The organism is Saccharospirillum alexandrii, assembly GCF_043641555.1.
GTDB classification, from domain to species: Bacteria; Pseudomonadota; Gammaproteobacteria; order Pseudomonadales; family Natronospirillaceae; genus Saccharospirillum; species Saccharospirillum alexandrii_A.
Genome location: NZ_JBHZRJ010000005.1, coordinates 201980 through 222693, shown reverse-complemented (window position 1 = coordinate 222693; position 20714 = coordinate 201980). Strand labels below are relative to the sequence as shown.

Annotated in this window: 17 protein-coding genes; 12 read left to right on the top strand and 5 right to left on the bottom strand. The window is 57.5% G+C overall.

Going from position 1 to position 20714, the window contains the following annotated elements:
• Positions 1-8: 8 nt before the first annotated feature.
• From atpD to ACHUE7_RS18005, 5 genes are all read left to right on the top strand, one after another.
• A complete protein-coding gene (gene atpD, locus ACHUE7_RS18025) occupies positions 9-1418 on the top strand; it encodes a F0F1 ATP synthase subunit beta (protein ID WP_394171275.1) in 1410 nt (469 codons plus the stop codon).
• Between the two features lie 17 nt (positions 1419-1435).
• Positions 1436-1864 carry a F0F1 ATP synthase subunit epsilon gene (locus ACHUE7_RS18020; RefSeq protein WP_394171274.1) on the top strand — a complete coding sequence of 143 codons (429 nt, stop codon included), beginning with the start codon at positions 1436-1438 and terminating at the stop codon, positions 1862-1864.
• A 329-nt stretch (positions 1865-2193) separates the two neighbouring features.
• The gene (locus tag ACHUE7_RS18015) at positions 2194-3120 is read left to right on the top strand and encodes a DMT family transporter (protein WP_394171273.1); all 927 of its coding nucleotides are present in this window, start codon (positions 2194-2196) and stop codon (positions 3118-3120) included.
• A complete protein-coding gene (locus ACHUE7_RS18010; protein ID WP_394171271.1) occupies positions 3117-3728 on the top strand; it encodes a lysoplasmalogenase in 612 nt (203 codons plus the stop codon). Before ACHUE7_RS18015 ends, ACHUE7_RS18010 begins: the two co-directional genes overlap by 4 nt.
• A gap of 196 nt (positions 3729-3924) precedes the next feature.
• A complete protein-coding gene (locus ACHUE7_RS18005; protein WP_394171270.1) occupies positions 3925-5172 on the top strand; it encodes a sterol desaturase family protein in 1248 nt (415 codons plus the stop codon).
• Positions 5173-5267: 95 nt separating this feature from the next.
• On the opposite strand, the gene ACHUE7_RS18000 is transcribed toward ACHUE7_RS18005, so the two are convergent.
• A complete protein-coding gene (locus ACHUE7_RS18000; RefSeq protein ID WP_394171269.1) occupies positions 5268-7886 on the bottom strand; it encodes a bifunctional diguanylate cyclase/phosphodiesterase in 2619 nt (872 codons plus the stop codon).
• A 133-nt stretch (positions 7887-8019) separates the two neighbouring features.
• On the bottom strand, positions 8020-8970 hold the full coding sequence (locus ACHUE7_RS17995; protein ID WP_394171268.1) for a hypothetical protein: 951 nt from the start codon (positions 8968-8970) through the stop codon (positions 8020-8022).
• Positions 8971-9099: 129 nt separating this feature from the next.
• On the opposite strand from ACHUE7_RS17995, the gene ACHUE7_RS17990 reads away from it, so the two are divergent.
• From ACHUE7_RS17990 to ACHUE7_RS17970, 5 genes are all read left to right on the top strand, one after another.
• The gene (locus ACHUE7_RS17990; protein WP_394171267.1) at positions 9100-9537 is read left to right on the top strand and encodes an SRPBCC family protein; all 438 of its coding nucleotides are present in this window, start codon (positions 9100-9102) and stop codon (positions 9535-9537) included.
• Entirely contained in the window at positions 9534-10208 is a 675-nt protein-coding gene (locus ACHUE7_RS17985) for a pseudouridine synthase (RefSeq protein ID WP_394171265.1), read from the top strand. The genes ACHUE7_RS17990 and ACHUE7_RS17985 overlap by 4 nt, the downstream gene beginning before the upstream one ends.
• Positions 10209-10222: 14 nt before the next feature.
• Positions 10223-11620 (top strand): DNA recombination protein RmuC, encoded by a 1398-nt coding sequence (locus ACHUE7_RS17980; protein ID WP_394171263.1) that lies wholly within the window; start codon positions 10223-10225, stop codon positions 11618-11620.
• Between the two features lie 70 nt (positions 11621-11690).
• Positions 11691-13430, top strand: a complete 1740-nt coding sequence (gene dauA, locus ACHUE7_RS17975) for a C4-dicarboxylic acid transporter DauA (RefSeq protein ID WP_394171262.1) — start codon at positions 11691-11693, stop codon at positions 13428-13430.
• A 66-nt stretch (positions 13431-13496) separates the two neighbouring features.
• Positions 13497-14273, top strand: coding sequence for a TSUP family transporter (locus ACHUE7_RS17970; RefSeq protein ID WP_394171261.1), 777 nt, complete (start codon positions 13497-13499; stop codon positions 14271-14273).
• Here ACHUE7_RS17970 and pobA read toward each other — a convergent pair.
• Positions 14270-15457, bottom strand: a complete 1188-nt coding sequence (gene pobA / locus ACHUE7_RS17965; protein WP_394171260.1) for a 4-hydroxybenzoate 3-monooxygenase — start codon at positions 15455-15457, stop codon at positions 14270-14272. The genes ACHUE7_RS17970 and pobA overlap by 4 nt on opposite strands.
• Positions 15458-15606: 149 nt before the next feature.
• On the opposite strand from pobA, the gene ACHUE7_RS17960 reads away from it, so the two are divergent.
• Positions 15607-16506 carry a LysR substrate-binding domain-containing protein gene (locus ACHUE7_RS17960; RefSeq protein WP_394171259.1) on the top strand — a complete coding sequence of 300 codons (900 nt, stop codon included), beginning with the start codon at positions 15607-15609 and terminating at the stop codon, positions 16504-16506.
• Here the strand turns inward: ACHUE7_RS17960 and ACHUE7_RS17955 are convergent.
• Positions 16503-17495 carry an aldo/keto reductase gene (locus ACHUE7_RS17955; protein WP_394171258.1) on the bottom strand — a complete coding sequence of 331 codons (993 nt, stop codon included), beginning with the start codon at positions 17493-17495 and terminating at the stop codon, positions 16503-16505. The two genes, ACHUE7_RS17960 and ACHUE7_RS17955, sit on opposite strands and share 4 nt — an antisense overlap.
• Before the next feature lie 191 nt (positions 17496-17686).
• On the bottom strand, positions 17687-18238 hold the full coding sequence (locus ACHUE7_RS17950) for a class I SAM-dependent methyltransferase (protein ID WP_394171257.1): 552 nt from the start codon (positions 18236-18238) through the stop codon (positions 17687-17689).
• Between the two features lie 239 nt (positions 18239-18477).
• Between ACHUE7_RS17950 and ACHUE7_RS17945 the strand changes: the two genes are divergently transcribed.
• Positions 18478-20697 carry a glycosyltransferase gene (locus tag ACHUE7_RS17945; protein ID WP_394171256.1) on the top strand — a complete coding sequence of 740 codons (2220 nt, stop codon included), beginning with the start codon at positions 18478-18480 and terminating at the stop codon, positions 20695-20697.
• Positions 20698-20714: the final 17 nt, after the last annotated feature.

Genomic DNA, 20714 nt, shown 5'->3' with positions numbered 1-20714 from the left:
TACAGAAGATGAGTAGCGGACGTATCACACAGATTATCGGTGCCGTCGTCGACGTGGAATTCCCGCGTGACAACGTACCGAAAGTTTACGACGCGTTGAAAGTCGCTGAAGTAAACCTGACCCTGGAAGTGCAGCAGCAGTTGGGCGATGGCGTTGTACGCACCATTGCCATGGGCAGCACCGAAGGCGTTAAGCGTGGACTGAGCGTAGAAAGCACCGGCACCGGTATTACCGTACCGGTCGGTGTGGCGACCCTGGGTCGTATCATGAACGTACTGGGCGAGCCTATCGACGAGCGCGGCGACATCGGTGCCGATGACCACATGGTCATTCACCGCGACGCCCCGACTTACGCCGAACAGGCCCAAAGCCAGGACTTGCTGGAAACCGGCATCAAGGTAATCGACCTGATCTGCCCGTTCGCCAAGGGTGGTAAAGTTGGTTTGTTCGGTGGTGCCGGTGTTGGCAAGACCGTAAACATGCTTGAGCTGATTAACAACATCGCGACCGAGCACAGTGGTTTGTCTGTGTTCGCCGGTGTGGGCGAGCGGACTCGTGAAGGTAACGACTTCTATCACGAAATGTCCGAAGCCGGTGTTATCAAGCTGGACAAGCTGTCTGAATCGAAAGTGGCCATGGTTTACGGCCAGATGAACGAACCCCCCGGTAACCGTCTGCGGGTTGCACTGACCGGTCTGACCATGGCCGAGAAGTTCCGTGACGAAGGCCGTGACGTTCTGTTCTTCGTGGACAACATCTACCGTTACACGCTGGCCGGTACTGAAGTATCAGCCCTGCTGGGCCGTATGCCGTCTGCGGTAGGTTACCAGCCGACGCTGGCGGAAGAGATGGGTGTACTGCAGGAACGTATTACCTCTACCAAGACCGGGTCTATTACCTCGGTTCAGGCTGTATACGTACCCGCGGATGACTTGACCGACCCGTCACCGGCCACAACCTTTGCTCACTTGGATGCAACGGTAGTACTGAGTCGTGACATTGCCGCACTGGGTATTTACCCGGCGGTTGACCCTCTGGGTTCAACCTCGCGTCAGCTCGACCCGCTGGTTATCGGTAACGAGCATTACGACTGTGCCCGTGGCGTTCAGGGTGTTCTGCAGAGCTATAAAGAGCTGAAGGACATCATTGCGATTCTGGGTATGGACGAATTGTCTGATGAAGACAAAATGGTCGTAGCCCGGGCGCGTAAGATTGAGCGTTTCCTGTCTCAGCCTTTCCACGTTGCGGAAATCTTCACCGGCGCACCCGGCAAGTACGTGTCGCTGAAAGAAACCATTCGTGGTTTCCAGGGCATTCTGGACGGTGAGTACGATCAGGTTCCCGAGCAGGATTTCTACATGAAAGGCACCATCGATGAAGTGATGGAAGCTTACAACGCTCGCTCCAAGAAGGGCTGATCGCGCCGGGGGTTAACATGGCTATGACAGTACACTGCGACATCGTCAGCGCGGAAGAAAACATCTTCTCGGGGCTGGTTGAAACCGTCGTTTGTGAGGGCGAAATGGGTGAGCTGGGTATTAAGCCCAGCCACGCGCCTTTGCTGACACGGCTGAACCCGGCACCGGTTCGGTTGATTCTGCAGAACGGGTCGGAAGAAGTGTTCTACGTATCCGGCGGCTTCCTTGAAGTCCAGCCGCACGTCGTGACCATTCTGGCCGATACCGCATTGCGTGGTGGTGACATTGACATGGCGGCGGCTGAAAAAGCCAAAGCCGATGCCGAGAAAGTCATCGCCAGCAAGATCGCCGAAGAAGAATTCGCCGTGGTGGCAGCTGATCTGGCGCGTGCGTCAGCCCAGTTGCGTACCCTGCGCGAACTGAAGCGACTGCGCGGCAAGAAATAACAGGCTATTGAGGCTTGTCAAAAAAGCGACCTTCGGGTCGCTTTTTTTATGGGGTAACGTTGGCTTGGGTGGTAGTGGTCCGCGCCGGGTACCGGGGTTGCCTCTGTGGGGTCGGCGTAGATCCGTCCATGGAGCCTAGGCCGCAGCATCCATGCTGCGGACTACCCCACAAAGGCAACCCCGGCACCCGTCGCTCGCATCGAACAACCTCAGAAAGCTTGAACTTCTAACAGCTCGCAGCTCACGACTCGCAGCTTGATACTTGCCTCAACCCTCCAAAACCCCGACACTCCCACTCCATAATAAATTCCAACGATACGCGAATAATAATGACTTCACGCCAACTTCTCATCGCTATTGGTTTCTCGGCGATGGCTAACTTTTTTTGGGCGACCAACGCCATCGTCGGCAAGATTGCCGTGGTGTCGCTGCCGGCCTTTACGCTGTCCCAGTTTCGCTGGTGGCTGGCGTTTTTGCTGATTGCGCCTTTTGGTATTCCACACATCCGGCGCCAGTGGCCCTGGTATCGCACTCATTTTAAGACGTTGCTGTTACTGGCGTTGTTGAGTGTCACGTTGTACAACACACTTCAGTACTGGGCGCTTAAATACACCCAGCCGGTGAATGTGGGCGCTATGGCGGCCCTGATGCCGGTGATGATCTTTATGCTCAGTGCCTGGCTGGGCATTGGCCGTATGAGCGTCGCCCAGTGGCTCACCGCCACGCTGGCAGTCTTTGGCGCCTTTGTGGTGCTGACCGATGGTCAGATGGCGCTTAGCATTGGTGGCCAGTCACTGATTGGCGATGGTATTTTCTTTATCGGGTTGATCAGTTGGTCTTTTTATTCGGTGTTGTTGAAGAAGCTGCCGGTCTGGGAAGTGAACAGTGTGGGTATGCTGACCTTTTTCATTGGCCTGGGCAGTTTGATGATCGTGCCGTTCTGGCTGAGCGGGGCTTTGCGTGGTGAGACTCTGATCCCGCCGACTGACTTGTGGTGGACGGTGGCGTATGTGGCGGTGTTTCCGTCGCTTGTCGCGTTCTTCTCCTGGATCAAGGCGGTGGGGGCCAGTAATGCCAACATAGCCGGGCTGATGATGACCACGGCACCGCTGTTCAATGCGCTGCTGACGCTTGTGGTGCTGCGTGAGCCGGTGTCGGGGGCCCAGTGGCTGGGCATTGTCTGCGTCATTGTGGGTGTTGCGTTGACCTTGCTGTTGACGCAACTGCGGCAAAAAGCCAAAGGAGTAGCGGAATGAGCATTGCGATTAAACAGAGCTACTGGGCACTGGCGCTGATCTATCTGATCGCCATGCTGGGATCGCCCTTTGCGTTCGAGTGGGTGATCAAGGCGGCTCCGATCTGGTTGCTGGCCTTTGCCGTGTTGCGTGCGCCGTCGGTGCCAGCGAAGCCATGGTTATTGGTGGCCATTCTGATCAGTTCGCTGGGTGATGTTTTGCTGGAGCTGAATCTCTTTGTGTTTGGGCTCGGTGCTTTTCTGATTGCCCAACTGACGTACGGTGTTTTGTTTGCCGGGCGCTTTGCCTGGCGGCCTGACCGGTTTGCCTGGGTGGTGTTTCTGCTGGTATGGGCCATGGCGGTACTAGTCTGGTGCTGGCCAAATCTGGCCGCCCTTACGGTGCCGGTACTGGCGTACATGGTCGCTATTTTGTTCATGGGCGTGGCGGCTTTGAACAGCCGTTTTGCGTTGTATCCGGCGTTTTTTGGGGCGGCGGTGTTTATTCTGTCGGACTCTCTGATCGCCATTGGCCTGTTTGCATCGCCCTTCGCGGGCCAGCCCTGGGCGGTGATGCTGACTTACTATTTAGCCCAGTTCTGCATTGTGCGGGCCTTGTTGCGGGATTGAGGAAAAGCGTTGCGTGATTGATGAACAGAACGCCAAGGTCGGCGTTCGGTTTTAAGCATTAGGCCTTCCTAAAGCAGAGGCGCGGACCGTCGGTTGCGTTTGCCCCGGGTGTGGGGTCAGACTGTCGTTTTAATAACAATAACACACGGCGACCGGGCGGCTATACTGCATCCGGGTCAGCAAGTGGAGGTTCTGCGTGAATCTGATTCTCTATGCCATTCCCGGCTTTATGCTGTTGCTGTTGATCGAGTTGGTTGTCGACTGGCGCAAGAAAACCGGTTATTACCGCACCAACGATGCCATCGCCTCGCTCAGCACCGGTATGCTCAGCCAGACCATGGGTTTTGCCACCCGGCTGGTGAGCTTCCTGGCTTACGCCACGCTGTGGGCGGTACTGCCGCACGGCGAACTGACCATGACGCCACTGCTGTGGGTGGTGGCCTTTGTGTTTTACGATTTCTGCTATTACTGGAGCCACCGCAGCCAGCACCAGATCAATGTGCTCTGGGGCATTCATGTGGTGCATCACCAGAGTGAGGAATTCAATCTCTCTACGGCATTGCGCCAGCCGTTCAATGGCTTTGTGATCGGCTCGATTTTCTATTTGCCCATGCTGTTTGTTGGCTTTCCACCCGAGGTGATTGTCACCGTCGGTTCGCTGAATCTGATTTATCAGTACTGGGTGCATACGCGCTTTATCGGCACGCTGGGCTGGTATGAAAAGGTGTTTGTGACGCCGATGAACCACCGCGTGCATCATGCCATTAACGACCCCTATATAGATCGCAATTTTGGCGGTGTCTTCATTCTCTGGGACCGCCTGTTCCGGACCTACCAGCCGGAGCTGGCGGACGAACCCTGCGCTTATGGCGTACGCAAACCGCTGCACAGCTGGAATCCGTTTTTCGCCAACTGGCATGTGTGGGGGCAACTGATTCAGGATGCCTGGCACGCCCGTAGCTGGAAAGACAAACTGCGTATCTGGTTTATGCCTACCGGCTGGCGACCGGAGGACGTAAAAGAAAACCATCCACTGCCGCGTTGCCTGCCGGACACTCAACAGAAGTTCAATAACGCGCCGTCAGCCGTTGTCAGTGCCGTTGTGGTCGCGATACACATTGTGCTGATGGGCTGGACCGTCTGGTTCCTGCTGTTCACCAATGACCTGACGTTTGGTCTGGCGCTGGCGCATTTCGTTCCGCTGGGCGGCGGACTGTATATTAATGGCCGGATTCTGGAGCAACGCAAATACGCTACCCGGCTTGCGGCCGCGTTTTGGCTGCTCTGTGCCACCTTGCCCTGGTGGGTGTCTGGCTGGCTGCTGCCTGCCGGGCTGGTCGCTGCGCTGTTTGTGGCGTTTGCCGCCACCACGGTTATGGCGGCAGCCTGGTCGCGCCGTAAAGCCTGGGCCGAGAAATCGGTGGATCCGCGCACGCTGGCTTGAATGCGGCAGGGTTTATGGCACCCGATCTGGCATTATTTGAGGTGGTGCCCCTTGTTAGGCTGGTTAGGTTTCCTGTTGCCCCAGGGGCAGGCCTGCTAGCTGTTCACGCGCTCCTTCAGCAGTTCTGTGAAAGGTTGCGGACGGTAGAAGTAGTAGCCTTGCAGTTCGTCACAGCCCAGCTCCTCCAGCAGTCTGACCTGGGCTTCGGTTTCTACACCTTCGGCGACCACTGTCAGGTCGAGCGTATGGCCCAGATCGATAATGGCTTCGACCAGGGCCAGGTGCCTGGGCCCGTCTTCGAGGCGCTGAATAAAGCGCTGATCAATCTTGAGAACGTGCAGCGGTAGCGCTTGCAACATGCCCAGGTTGGAGTATCCGGTGCCGAAATCATCCATGGCAAAGCGAATGCCCATCGACGAGAGCTCGGCCATGGCGGTCAGTGTCGTATCGGATTCTTCGGTCAGTGAATGCTCGGTTATCTCGAATTCAACGCGGTTTGCAGGCACATTGGCCTGGTGTATTTCACTGGCGATGAACAGGCTGAGATTCCGCTCTTCCAGCTGCTTGGGCGATAGGTTGATTGACACGACGACGTCATCGTCAAGCTGATCCAGGTGCTCGCTGAACTCTTCCAGGGCACGTCGGATAACCCAGTTGCCGATCTCGACAATCAAATGGCTGCCTTCGGCGATGGGAATAAATTCGCCAGGTGAAACCACGCCCAGTTCAGGGCTGTTCCAGCGTATCAAAACTTCCAGGCTGCACCAGCGCCGGTCAACCCGGTCGACCCGGGGTTGCAGCACCAGGTGAAATTCGTTGTTTTGCAGGGCATAGGGCAACAGGCGCAGAATGTCCTGGCGGCGATCGTTTTCGAGGTTCATCTGGTCGGAATAGAACTGGTAGCTGCCTCGGTCGATCTCTTTGGCCTTGCGCAGGGCGATCTCGGCTTTCTTGACCAGGCCCTCGTAGTCGATGTCGTCGGTCGGGCTGGTGGCGATGCCCAGCGTTGCGGTGATGCTGATGCGCACTTCGTCGATCTCAATGATCTCGGTGATGGATTTCAGCAGGGTATCAGCCACAAAGATGGAGTGGCTGGGGTCTTTCAGGTTTTGCAGGCAAATAGCGAAGGTATCGCCAGACAGGCGGGCGACGGTATCGCTGTTGCGAATGCAGTATTTGATGCGTTCGGTCAGTTGTTTGAGTACTTCATCGCCGACGGTGTGGCCGTAGTTGGTATTGATGGTCTTGAAGTTGTCGAGGTCAAACAGCACCAGCGCCAGGTGATTCTGGTTGCGTTGCGACAGCGAAATGCCCTGTTGCACCTGCTTGCCGAAGAAATTCCGGTTGGACGCCCCGGTGAGTGAATCGTAGTAGTTGAGCTTCTGCAGCTCGGCCTCGGTTGACTTGATCTCGGTGATGTCGCGCAGCATCCCGGTCAGTTCCTGGTTGTCGTTCAGGGCAATGGTTTGTTCGACCCAGAGCAGGGCGCTCGGCGTAATAATGCGGTGTTCGAAGCGGGCAAAGGGCTGGCTGCCGTCCAGTACGCTCTGGATATGCATGGTGAAGTAGGGCCGGTCGGGCTCGTAGATGTAGTTGATCATCGCCTCCCGGTTCAGCCTGGGCTGATCGGTGCCGAGCAATTCCATCAGCGGGGCCGAGAGTGCAAACTGATTGGCTGGCAACGAGGTCCAGGAACCCAGCCGGCCGAGCCGCTGTGCTTCCAGCAGTTTGCTTTCCTGAATTTTCAACTGCAGCCGCTCCTGTTCACGCTGACGCATGACGCGGTACTGCGAACCCAGTAGCAAGACGATGAATAGCCAGACCGCAAAGGCCGAGGCGCGGGTCATCCACAGTGTTTGGGTGGGGGTTACCCAGCCTGCCTGGGGCTCGGCCAGAACCGACCAGGACAGGCCGCCGTGGTCAAACTGGGTGGATACCCGGTGACGACCCAGTGTGCCCTGGCTGAACAGTCGGGTTGTGTCATCACCTCGGCTGACCGACAAACCCAATTTCAGGTTATCCACACCAGAGACAGCCCGCGCGATGACCTGATCCAGTGAGACCACGCCCGAAATGATCATGTGTGGCTGGCCGGAAATTGGCAGGCGGTAGACCAGTGCCGTGTCGCCCTGTAACACGGTTAGGGGGCCAACGATTTTGGCCATCTGGGTTTCCATTACCTCGCGGATATCATCGACCTGGTCGGGCACCAGCGCCAGGTTGGTGCCGAGCAGGGCAAGATTTTGCGGCTCAGGGGGGTAAACGTGGGTGATCACGAACTGGTTGGTGATGGTGGTGTTCAGCAAGCTGAAGGTCTGCGCCGGGATCAATTGCTGTAACCATTGCCGGTAGCGTGCCTCGCTGACGTCGGGTTCTGTAGAGGCCAGCAAGCTCAGTGCGTCCAGGTACCCCCGATTGGCGATCAGGGCGGTTTCCAGTTGGCTGGAAAGGTGGCCTATCTGTTCCCGTACGACCTGCTGTTGCTCACTTCGGTCCCGTTCAATCACCAGCACTTCAAACCACTGGGTTGCCGGCACGACGGTGACCGCTGCGAGAATGGCAAGGTGCATTGCGGTGAGGTGTTTTTGATAGTAAGCACCCACTAACAGGGCAGTGGCGGCAGTGGCTGCAAGGGCTGCATCGCCACCCGTTGAGCCTACGAAAAAGGTCGCCAGCAACAGCAACAACGCGGTGACCAGACTCACTACCAGCATGCAGTCTATCCTCGGCTTGGTTAAGGGTTTTTTCAGTATAGCCCTGATCAGAGGCTTGCGGATACTGCTTCAAAGCCCCTGGCCAGGGGAAATGATGACACTGTTCGGCATTGTTGCGCATTGCCTTTGGCGTCTACACACCCCCATGACGCGGGCACACCCCAACACCGAGGCCCGTGCCCAGCGTCACCATCATGGCCGGTTTTGAAAACCGAAACGCCAGCGCCGCTGCGGTGCTGTCGTGTTCCAGTAAGGCCAGCCCTGAGAAACCGGCGCCTGGTAACCACTGCTGGTGCAGCGTGGTCGCCAGGTGCTCACAATCTTCAATAAGCCGGTGGTAAACGCCGGAGTGATAGTCGTGCGGGTGGCCGTGGTCGAGATAGCAGGCCAGGCTAATGGCCACTGGCAGGCGTCCGTCGAGATGCTCGCGGGTGTCCTTCAGAACCGCCCGGAAGGCATCGGCTCTGAACAGGCCCTGATCGTCCAGCCAGTGATCTACCGTCAGCTCTGGTAGCGGAACAATGCGGTTGCCATGATGGTAAGCCAGCCCGCGTTTGATGCCGGTGGCGCCAAAATCCATCACCACCAGCGGCTCAGCCGATCCATAATGCTGAGCCAGCCCAACCAGACCGGTTTGCCCGGCCCAGGGTGACACCAGCACGTTCAACGGCGCCAGCGCGTTTTCCAGCAGGTGCGCCAGTTGTTGGCCAAATTCGCCACTGGTCAGCCCGCCTGCCAGCACCAGTGTTTCGCAGCTTTGCCAATAGTGCGCGTACCGGCGTTGAAAATCGGACCCATCCGCCCAGGCCTGACCGGTGTGGGCGGTTTGAATCACCCGGATCAGGCGTGTGGCAAAGGTCTGCAGAATAGCCTGGTCTGCCCCGGCTTCGCCGCTGAACGTCGTCAGGAACTGGCGAACCGAGCGTTCGTCACCCGGGTTGTGTTCATGAATCAGCGACAGCAACGCCGGTGTCGAAACCCAGTACCGGGCAGGGCGGGGGTTATCCTGCGCGGTCATGACGACTGGCATGCGATTCAGCGAGGCCTCAGGCGTCAGTGCCAGCGGTGAGCCATGTGCATTCATAGGGGTGGGTCAGCGATCAACATCCCGCCACCATAGTTCGCGATGGGCGACTTGAACAGGCGAATCGTGTCAGAATAGTGCTGACGAATGAATGAAACGAGATCCGGCCCAAGCCGGGTGAGGGTGGTTATGGCTACATTGCTTCATCAGATCACAATCGACGCATCGGCCAGCCGAATCTGGGAAATGCTGACAACCCGACTCGGCCTGCAAGCGTGGTGGGATGGCACCGTCAGTATTGCCGGCGGCGATTGCTGGCGACTGAGCTCGGATGATCTGGACAGTCCGGTAACGCTCAAAGTGGTTGAGGAAGAGCCCGACAAAACTCTGGAATGGCTGTGCGTGCTGGGTGACCCGGACTGGGAAAACACCCTGGTGCTGTGGACCCTGGAAAAGGCCGAGCGCGGCTTCACCATTCGGCTGGAACATCGCGACTGGCGTCTGAACGAGGCAGATCTCGCGGCCGAGAATACTCGGTGGGGCGAACGCCTGATGAAACTGCGCCTGCAGTGTCATCACAACGATGACTTGCCGGTCAACGACGATGATTTGAGTGTCTGGACGTGATTCCACCGGCCATCATCGAATGCAATCCGCATTTTTGCGTGCTCGACAAACCCGCTGGCTGGACCGTCCAGGAATCCGAAGACAGCTGGGGGCTATTGCGCTGGGCGCGTGCCCAGCTTGGTGGCGATGTTTTCCCGGTTCACCGGCTCGATAAACCGACCACCGGCCTGGTGCTGATGGCGCGTAACGCCGCCGCTAACCGCGCACTGAGCATGCAGTTTCAATACCGTCAGATTCGAAAACAGTACCTCGCCGTCAGCGATCATAAGCCCAGTAAAAAACAGGGTACCGTCATTGGCGATATGGTGCGCAGCCGACGCGGTCAGTGGATGCTGGCTCGAACCCGGGAACACCCGGCTATTACCCGTTTTACGTCGGTTTCCCTGGACCCCGGTATTCGTGGCTATACCTTGCTGCCCCAAACCGGCAAGACGCATCAGCTGCGCGTGGCAATGAAAAGCCTGTCGTGTCCAATCATCGGCGATAAACGCTATGGCGGCAGCGAGGCCGAGCGTCTGTATCTGCATGCCCACCGTCTGGCATTCGACTGGCAAGACCGGCACTACGCCTTCGAAGCCATTCCGCAGGGGCACTGGTTTGAGCGTTGGCGCGCGTTGGGCTTGCCCGAGATGTTGGCAACCCGGGAAGCCAGCGCTTCCGCTGATCAATAAGCAAGGAGAGCCGGATGCTGTGGTGGCAATTGCCGGAAGTCTGGATCAGCCTGGCCCTGTCGTGCACCCTGGGAGGGTTGGTGGTGGGTGGCTTCGCCGTTCGCACGCGCCGTCAGTTGGAGGCTGCACTGGCAGACGCTGAGGTTAAGCACCAGCAAACGTTGTTTGACCTGTCACGCCACACCTCGGAGTCGCAGCGACTGGAAACCCGGCTCGACGACATGCAAACCCAGAACGATCGCTTGTTGGCGCAGTTGCGCCAGCGCGAAACCCGCCTGGCCGGGCTGGAATCCCAACACCAGGCCGAGCAAAAACACCACCGCGAACAAGTGGCACTACTGACCGATACCCGCGATGCCCTGAAAGCCGAATTCAGCCAACTGGCCAACGAGATTTTTGAAGCCAAGGGCAAGCGCTTCAGTGAACAAAACCAGACCAGCCTCAACGCCTTGCTGACCCCGTTTCGTGAACAGGTGCAGGAATTCCGCAAGCGCATCGACGACATTCACACTCAGGATACCCGGGGCCACACTGAGCTGATGAGCCAGCTGACCCAGCTCAAAGATCTGAATACCCAACTGAACCAGCAGGCCGATGACCTGACCCGCGCGCTCAAGGGCGATAAGAAACTGCAGGGCAACTGGGGTGAAATGCAGGCCGAGAAAATACTGGAAAGCGCCGGCCTGCAACGCGGCCGTGAGTACGACCGGGAAGCCAACTTCAAAGACGACAACGGCCAGAACAAACGACCGGATTTTCTGGTCAACCTGCCCGATGGAAAACACCTGATCATCGACAGCAAAGTCTCGCTGAACGATTACCAGCAGTACGTTGCCGCCGATACTGAACTGGAACGCGAGCTGGCCCTGAAACGGCACGTCGCGGCGGTGCGCCAGCACATTCGTAGCTTAAGCGATAAAAACTACCCGCATCTGAACGGTTTGAACTCACCGGATTTCGTGCTGATGTTCATGCCCATCGAGCCTGCCTTTGTCGCCGCCTTCCAATCCGATCCGGCGCTGTTTAACGATGGCTTCAAACAGAATATTGTTGTCGTAACGCCCACCACCTTATTGGCCACGCTGCGCACCGTGGCCAACCTGTGGACGCTGGAACGCCAGAATGTGAACGCCAAGCAACTGTTCGACCAGGCCGGCAAGGTGTACGACAAATTGCGCACCTTTGCGATGCACATGGAAAAGCTCGGCAGCCAGATCAACACCGCCAGCAACACCTACGACACCGCCTGGAAAACACTGCGCGACGGTCGCGGTTCTCTGGTGCGTCAGGTTGAAATACTCGAAGAACTGGGCGCCACTGTGCGACAGAAATTGCCGGACAGTGTGGCCACCGAGTTGTCGGCAGGTCATCGGACCAACGGCGCCCGGACCTCATCCACCGAAGGCGATTGATCCGCATCACTATCGAAGCGCCCCGGCTGTGTTATATAATGAGTTTCTAATGTAGAGGCCGTTACCTGTCATGCCCCATCGCGCACATCTGTTTTCCCTGAGGCCAGCCCATGCACTGCGTGAGGTAATGGCTGAAGGCTATACCACAGGCAAATTGGTACGCGACCTGCTGGCGGGCATCACCGTTGGCATTATTGCCATTCCCCTGGCCATGGCCCTGGCGATTGCCAGCGGTGTGCCCCCTCAATACGGTCTCTACACCGCGATCATTGCCGGCTTTGTGATTGCCCTGACCGGCGGTTCCCGCTACAGCATCTCCGGCCCAACGGCTGCCTTCGTTGTTATCCTGTACCCCATTGCCCAGCGCTATGGCCTGGGCGGTCTGTTACTGGCCACCGTGATGTCCGGCATGATTCTGGTTGGGCTGGCAGTGCTGCGTCTGGGCCGGCTGATTGAATACATTCCGGAATCGGTGACCCTGGGGTTCACGGCGGGCATCGCCGTTGTGATCGCCGTGCTGCAGGTGAAGGATGTGTTCGGTTTACCGATCGAATCGATGCCGGAACACACCGCCGACAAAGTCTGGCTACTGGCACAGTCGCTCCCCGAACTTGCCTGGCCCAGTGTGTTTGTGGCCGTCGCCACCTTTGCCGTGCTGCTGCTTTGGCCCCGGTTGCGCTGGCCCGTGCCGGCGCATTTACCGGCGGTGGTGGTGGGCACGCTGATCGCCTGGTGGCTGAACAGCCAGGGCTGGTCTGTCGATACCATAGGCAGCCGGTTCAGTTATTCCCTGGCCGATGGGTCGACGGGGCAGGGCATTCCACCGGTGCTGCCAGCCTTTGAGTGGCCCTGGCAGCGCGCTGGTGGCGACGGCTTGCCGGTCGGGTTGAGCTGGGCGCTGGTCATCGAATTACTGCCCGCCGCCTTTGCCATTGCCATGCTCGGCGCCATTGAATCTCTGCTTTGTGCCGTGGTACTCGATGGCATGTCGGGCAAGCGGCACAGTGCCAACAGTGAGTTACTGGGGCAGGGCATTGGCAACATCGTTACCCCCTTCTTCGGCGGCATTACCGCGACGGCGGCACTCGCCCGGTCGGCCGCAAACTTCAAAAACGGTGCGGTCAGCCCGGTTTCGGCCATGGTGCATGCCGGTGTGGTATTGCTGGGTCTTGTGGCATTGACACCGGTACTCGCCTGGTTGCCCATGCCCGCGATGGCCGCATTGTTGCTGATGGTGGCCTGGAACATGAGCGAAGCGCCCAAAGCAGTGCATCTGCTGAAGACCGCACCGAGAGGGGACATTTGGGTCTTCCTGACCTGTTTTTCGCTGACGGTTCTGATCGATATGGTCATGGCCATTACCGTCGGTATCTTGCTGGCGGCGGTGCTGTTTGTGAAAGAAATCGCCGAGATGACCCGCGTCACTGATATCAGCCAAAACCGCAAACAAATCGACGGTGAATTGCCGGAAGGCTGGACAGCGCTAAAGATTAACGGGCCCCTGTTCTTTGCCGCTGCCGACCGTGTATTCGGTGACATTGCGCAACTGTGCCAGCAACGCCAGGGTATCATCCTGTACATGGATGGCGTACCGATTCTCGATGCCGGTGGGCTAGCCGCGCTGGAAAAACTGATCGCAAACTGCGGCCGAAACAACACCCGTATTTTCATCGCCGACCTGCAATTCCAGCCGCTGAAAACCCTGGCTCGCGCAAAGGTAAAACCGGTTCCGGGGGTCAGTCAGTATTTCTCAACACTGAATGAAGCGTTGCAGGCGGTTCGATCGGAACCGCCTTCCGTCGAAACTTGATTAACCCCAACGCTGACTTTTTTTGACAGACGGTTACACTGTGCTCCCCATTCGACGGAGCCTGCCGTGGCTGATCTTTCCTGGTTACAACTGACGGGTATCTTCCTGACCTTTGTCTGGAGCGGTTTTGTGCGCTCTGGTCTGGGGTTTGGCGGGGCGGCATTGGCGTTGCCGTTTCTGTTGCTGATCAGTGACCGGCCGGTGGTGTTTCTGCCGATCATTGCGATACACCTGCTGGTGTTCTCCTCGATCACGGTTTGGCAAAGTCATCGCAATCGACCCAAGGCAACGGATACGGAGCATGCTGAGGGCAGCATCAACTGGCGCTATTTGCGCACCGTGATTCTGATCTTGCTGATTCCCAAGTTGATTGGTGTGTTCGGTTTACTGACCCTGCCCGATGCGGTAATGAGTGGCATTATTTTCGTCATTGTCGGGCTGTATTCCATTACCTACATTTTGCAGATGCCCTTTCGCAGCAACAGTAAATGGCTTGATGGCGTTTTTCTCGCATTAGGCGGTTATATCAGCGGCACTTCTTTGGTCGGCGCACCGTTGATCATCGCCGTGGTGTCGCAGAAAACTCCTCGTTTGCAGCTGCGTGACACCCTCTTTGTGCTCTGGTTTATTCTGGTGTGCATCAAGCTGACGGCCTTTATCGCGTTCGATGTCGATCTGCAACTGATTCATCAGCTGTGGTTGCTGCCTGCCGCGGCGATTGGTCATGTGATGGGATTACGGTTTCATACCCGCTTGCTAAAAACCGAGGCCACGCGGTTCTATCAGGGCCTCGGCTGGGTGCTGTTGATCACCAGTGGCATCGGCGTCATTCAGTTGTTCTAGCCCCAGTCTTCAATCGGGAAACCACCGTATTGTTCGGCTAACTGATGCATGGCCACCGGTGAGTCCGACAGGTATTGCAACTCGGAAAGCCGGGTGCGCAGATCAAAGTCGGTCTGGTCCGGGAAGCGATGCAACAGGGTGGTGACCCACCAGCTGAATCGGGTGGTATCCCAGACTCGTTTCAGCGCGACCTGTGAATAGCGATCGACCAGGTCTTCGCTGTTGTGCCGGTAGCGACCGACCAGAGCGCGCCATAAATAATAGACATCCGACATCGCCAGGTTCAGACCCTTGGCGCCTGTGGGTGGCACAATGTGGGCGGCATCGCCGACCAGAAATAACTGACCGTAGCGCATCGGTTCCGTCACGAAGCTGCGCAGCGGCGCAATCGACTTTTCAATGGACGGCCCGGTGACGACCTGGGCGGCCAGCTTCGGTGGCATCCGTTCCAGCAGCGTTTGCCAGAACCGCTCGTCAGACCAGTCTTCCGGCCGGTCGTTCAGGTCGCATTGCACGTAGTAGCGGCTCAGCATCGGGTTGCGTTGTGAGGCCAGCGCGAAACCATCGGGATGCTGGATGTACCAGATGTCATCCAGCGGTGGGGTTTCCGACAGAATGCCCAGCCAGCCGAACGGGTACACCTTCTCGAAATTGCGCTGCACGTTGGCCGGAATGGAGCCACGCGACACGCCATGGAACCCATCGCAACCGGCGATCGCATCACAGTTGAGTCTATGTGTTTGGCCATCCTGCGTGTAAGTCACAAAAGGCTGGCCAGTCAGCTCATGCAGTTCAACTTGTTCGACCTGATGATGCACCTCAGACCCCAGTGCATCGTGTGCCTGGTACAGGTCTTCGGTGATGGCGGTCTGGCCGTAGGCCATCAAATGGCGACCGGTGTAGGTGTTGATGTCGAACAACAGGGTGTGCTCACCGCCCCAGGCCACCTGGGTGCCATTGTGAACGTGACCTTCGCGGTCCATTCGCTTGCCGATCCCGGCCCGGCGCAACAGTTCTACCGTGCTCCATTCCAGCACCCCGGCGCGAATGCGCGACAGCACATGCGCCCGGGTCGAGCGTTCGAGCACAACGTTGTCGATGCCTTCCTGATGCAATAGCAGCGACAGCAGCATACCGCTGGGTCCGCCGCCGATAATGGCAACCTGAGTCTTGGATTCGATCATGCGTTGAGCCTCCGTAACAGCACCGTATTGGTTCACCGTTCAGTCAGTAATGTGGGTGTGAGCACGGCTACAGGAAACAGTAGCACTGGCCAGGCGATGCCATAAGATGCCAATATAGCTCAGGTGATAACAAAACCTGATAGGTATCGATGAAGCTGGATCTGATAGAAACCTTCCTGGCTACGCTAACGCACGGCAGTATTCGAGCTGCGGCCCGTCAGTTGAATCTGTCGCAGCCGGGTGTCTCGCGCAAATTACGGCAGTTGGAAGAGGAATTGGGTGTGGCACTGTTGCAGCGCAGTGCTCAGGGCGTCGTGCTTACCGACTATGGGGAAGCGTTTGCCCGCCGTGCCCGAACCATTGTCAATGAGACCCAAAGAGCCGTTGATGAAGTGGCGCAGATGCGTGGCGAGCGCGAAGGGGTGGTCCGTATTATGCTGGCACCCGCTTCCTCCGTAGACTGGGTGGCTCGTGCGGTCCGGTTGTTCCAGCGGGATTGCCCGGGTGTGAGGCTCGATATTTTTGAGGGTATGCAGGAGCAGGCGGTGGAGCGACTGCGCAGTGGCAGTCTGGATTTTGCCGTATCGCCTTTATGGCAATCTTTGCCGGAAAGCGAGTTCCAGGTGGACGTTTTGCAGAGTATGGAAATGGCGGTTATTACCCGGCGCGAAGGTCGGTTCCGTCACTGCCGCCAGCTGACGGAACTGATCTCCGCCCCCTGGTTGCACGTGGGCGCCGGGTCTCACGTCAGCCCGCTGGTGATCGACCTGTTCCGGCACTTTGGCCTGAGCGCGCCGCCACCGCAGATGGAGTCCTACTCTCTGACCAGTACTCTGGCGTTCCTCCTGGATTCCGATGCGGTGACGCTGCTGCCGGCCAAGTTCAGCCGTCAGCCACTTTACGCCCCAGTGCTGACGGAACTCCCCATCAGCGACCCGCTGCCTACCCAGTCGTTGTATCTGGTTCAGCGACGGGAAAGCCCGTTAACGCCCACCAGTGCGATCCTGGCGGGCCATATACGCAGGGTGGCAGCCCAGATGGAGAGTTAATCCTTTTCGCTATCGAACAACTCGGTGTCGATCTCGGCCAGTGTCGCCTTGCCGTAGCGCGGGCCGCTGACGGTATCAAGGTTGATGGCCCGGTCGAGTTCGTCCAGAACGTCGTCGCTCAATTCAATGTCGGCGGCTGCCAGATTGTCCCGGGCGTGGTTGAGCTGGGTGGTGCCGGGAATGGCGACCATGGTTGGGGTCTGGTTCAGCACCCATGCCAGGGTCAGCTGTGCCGGAGTGATGCCAAGGACTGCGGCGATCGCCTTGACCGGGTCCAGCAGGGTTAGGTTTTTCGGGTAGTGTTCCTCTGAAAACCGCGGCATTTTCCGGCGAATGTCATTTTCCGGCAGCTGGTTGGGGTCGGTCAGCTCGCCACTCAGATAACCCCGGGCAAGTGGGCTGAAGGCGACAAAGGTAACATCGAGCTCTTCGCAGGCGCGCAGCACGGCGATTTCCGGGTTGCGGCTCCACAGAGAGTATTCCGTCTGCAGGGCGGTGATTGGGTGTTCGCGGTGCGCCTTGCCCAGCGTATCAGCGGAGACTTCCGACAGGCCCAGATGCCGCACCTTACCCTGTTGCACCAGGTCGGCCATGGCGCCGACGCTCTCTTCAATGGGAATGCGTTTGTCCCAGCGGTGCAGGTAATAGAGGTCGATCACCTCGGTGTTCAGGCGGCGCAGGGCATCTTCACAGGTTTGTTTGATCACATCGGGGTGACCATCGATCGAACGCTGACCGGTTTCGTCCTTGAACATGCCGCACTTGCTGGCCAGGTAAAACTCATCGCGACGGTGCATCACAGCCTTGCCGAGCAGTGACTCATTGCTGCCAAAGCCATAGAGAGCGGCCGAATCGAGGTGGTCGTAGCCCAGATCCAGTGCTTCGTTCAGGAAAGTTATGGCGTCTGCTTCAGAGGGCCGGGGACCGTAGGCGTGCGACAGGTTCATGCAGCCAAGGCCGATGCGACGGGTGTCTTTCAGGTTTTTCATGGGGCTCTCCGCTGTTCAGTTTGGTGAGCAGTGTACGTTTTTAAGGCGTTTCATGGTTAGTACGCTCTGTTGCAGCCATTCATCGGCCAACAAAGCCGGGCGGAGCATACCCTGAATCAGAGGCTTGGTTCAGTAGGCATGTTTCAGGAGGCATGTTTCAGGATGGGCGGTTGCGGATTGCTGGCACCAGGCTACTGCTTGGTGCAAAAATAGACCAGCGCAGGGGGTATGTTGATCAGCACGCGCTTGCATTCATAGCGACCGTAGACCGACAGAAAGTAGGGTTGCAACAACCGGGTGTACTGAAAGGCGATAAACACTCCCCCCGGGCGCAGGGCGGCGTGAATGTCGGAAAACAGGGCATGGCGTTGCTGATTGTCGAAATTGGCAAACGGCAGGCCGGATATCACGCAATCGACGCCGTTCAGATCGTGTTTGGCCAGAACATCGGGCAGCAGAAAGGCATCGTGATGGGTGTGTACGTCCGGAAAGCGCGCGTTCAGCTCATGGCGCATGTCGTCGTCGCGCTCAAAACTGATGAACGTTGAGCCAGGTTTGCGCTGGGCATCGATGGCGGCGGTGATGACGCCGGTACCAGCGCCGAGCTCGACAATTTGGTCGGTTGCTTGCCAGTCTACGCTTTCCAGCATCCTGGTCACCAGGAACCGACTGCTGGGCACAATGCTGCCAATGGCCGCCGGTGACCGCGCAAAGCGCTTCATAAAGGTCCAAGTACTCAACATCTCACCTGCCTGGTCGCCTGTTGGGGAAGGTTGTTATTGTGGTTGGTGCCTGCCGGGTTGTCAGCGGGGGCCGAAACCCAGGGTATTGGCTGAGCAGTGCTCCAATGTACCAGCCCGCAGGCCAGTCTGGCACCCTCTTTTCAACTCACTCACACAGAAGATGACCAATGGCTAACGTAGACGGCATCTGACTCAGCCTCCATACTGGCCACTGTTCAGACAGGGAAAAGGTGCCAGACGTGCGCAAATCGACCAAACGTACTTTGTATTACATCAATATCGGTGTAATCGCCGCGTTGTTGGCGTACCAGCTGTATCTGAACTTCTCCGAGCCGAAAGTCAGTTCGATGCATGCTGGCCAGATCGAGCGTATTCAGGACCGGCTCGACGGTCGCGAGCGTTTTGAGTTTTCGGTCGTCGGCAACGTCAATAACTCGGTCAGTATTTTTCAGGACCAGATCATACCGGTCATCAATGCCAGTGAATCGGAATTCACCGTGTCTGCCGGTAACGCGGTCAGCGGGGGAGCCGCCGAGAATTACCGCTCGGTTTACACCATATTCTCCTATCTGAACCAGCCCTGGTTGCTCACTTACGGCAAAAATGAAGACGATGAACTGGGTCGGTTGCGGTTCTATGAACAGTATGGCCCGCATTTCTATTCCTTCGCTGCCGCCAATGCCAAGTTCATCTTTCTCGACAGCACCGACAACACGGCTTACAACTGGCAACTGGACTGGCTTGAGCATGAGTTGTCGACGTCTGAAGCGGAGCACCATTTTGTGTTTATCGGCTCGCCGGTTCATCCGCCGGCGCACAACACGCCGATTTTTCAGAAAGACAGCTATTTCGAGAACGACCGGGTGGGGGCCGAGATGAGAGCCCTGTTTGAAACCCACCAGGTGGACATCGTATTTTCATCGCAGATATCGGTTTACTACGATCAGACTATTGAAGGCGTACGCTACGTTACCACGGGCGGTGGCGGCGGTCTGATCATCGACGACGAAAACAGCTTCCATCACTATCTGAGAGTCCGGGTAGAAGCCGATGAGGTGTTCGCTGAAGTGCGGCACCTCGATATTTTTGAAACCTCCTGGTATCGCACCATCGAGAGTCTCTGGTCTTCGGTCTATACCTTCTTTTACGTCAGTTTCGGGCGTTTTCTGATCATTCTCAGCTTGTTGGTGCTGATCGGCCTCAAACTACGTGAAACCCTGTTTGAAGACCGGGATTTCTATTCCCAGTACGCCATTGACGACACGCCCTGGCGTGATCAGCCGAAGCGGGTCCTGTTTTTCACCAACAATTTCTTCCCGTTTATTTCCGGCGTGACCATTTCTATCGAGCGGTTATTGCGCGGTTTGAAAGCGCATGGGCATGAGGTAAAAGTGGTCGCGCCCCGGTACGACCAGGAGGGCGAGCCAAGGGAAGACACACTGCGTGTCAGAACGCTCGCCGCCTTTGGCAGCAAGCGCGAGTTCCGGCTCGCCAATGTCTTTCAACGCAGTATTTTCAGGCTGTTTCGGGAATACAAACCAGACATCGTGCATTTGCATCATCCGTTCTGGCTCGGGTCCATTGGTTTGTGGCTGGCCCGGCGAAACAGGGTGGTTTCTGTATACACCTACCATACCCGTCTTGAAATGTACGCGCATTATGTGCCGTTGCCGGGGCGTATTTTCCGGAACGTTATTTCGCATGAACTGATTCGGCGGTTTTGCAATCGCTGCGATGGGGTGATTGTGCCGACGGTGTCAACGGAGGAATACCTGCGCCTGATTGGCGTGAAATCGCCAGTGTGTGTGCAACCGACCGGTATTGATTTCGAACGGTTTAACCAGCGCAATGACAACCGGATCGCCGAGCTCAAGGCGCATTTTCAGATTGAAAAGACCGACCGTGTGCTGGTCAGTGTGTCGCGGCTGGGCAAGGAAAAGAACGTGGCCTTTTTGATCGATGCCATGCAACAGCTGCAACAGAAAACGGATAAAAACGTGCGCTTGCTGCTGGTGGGCGAGGGCGACGAACGCCCGGTGCTGGAAGAAAAAATTGAGGCGCTGGGTCTGCAGGCATCGGTGACGCTGGTGGGAGCCGTCAGCCCGGATACCATTCCCGACTATTATCAACTGGCCGATGTTTTTGTGTTCGCGTCGAAATCAGAAACCCAGGGCATGGTGATACTGGAAGCAATGGCCGCCGGTCTGCCTGTGGTGGCGGTTCGCTCCAGCGGCACCGATGATGTGATACAGGATGGCCAAACCGGCTTTAAAACGTTTGACCGGGTGGACCTGTGGGTCGAGCGCGTGCAGTACCTGATCGAACACGATGACGTCCGCGCCGAGTTCGCAGAACGGGCGGTGGACTTCGCCAGCCACTACGATACCGATGCCTTCGCAGAACACATCAACCGGTTTTACAGTGAACTGTTGGCCCGCCGTGCTAAGGAGCTCAGCTAGGGAACCTCTGACCGAGG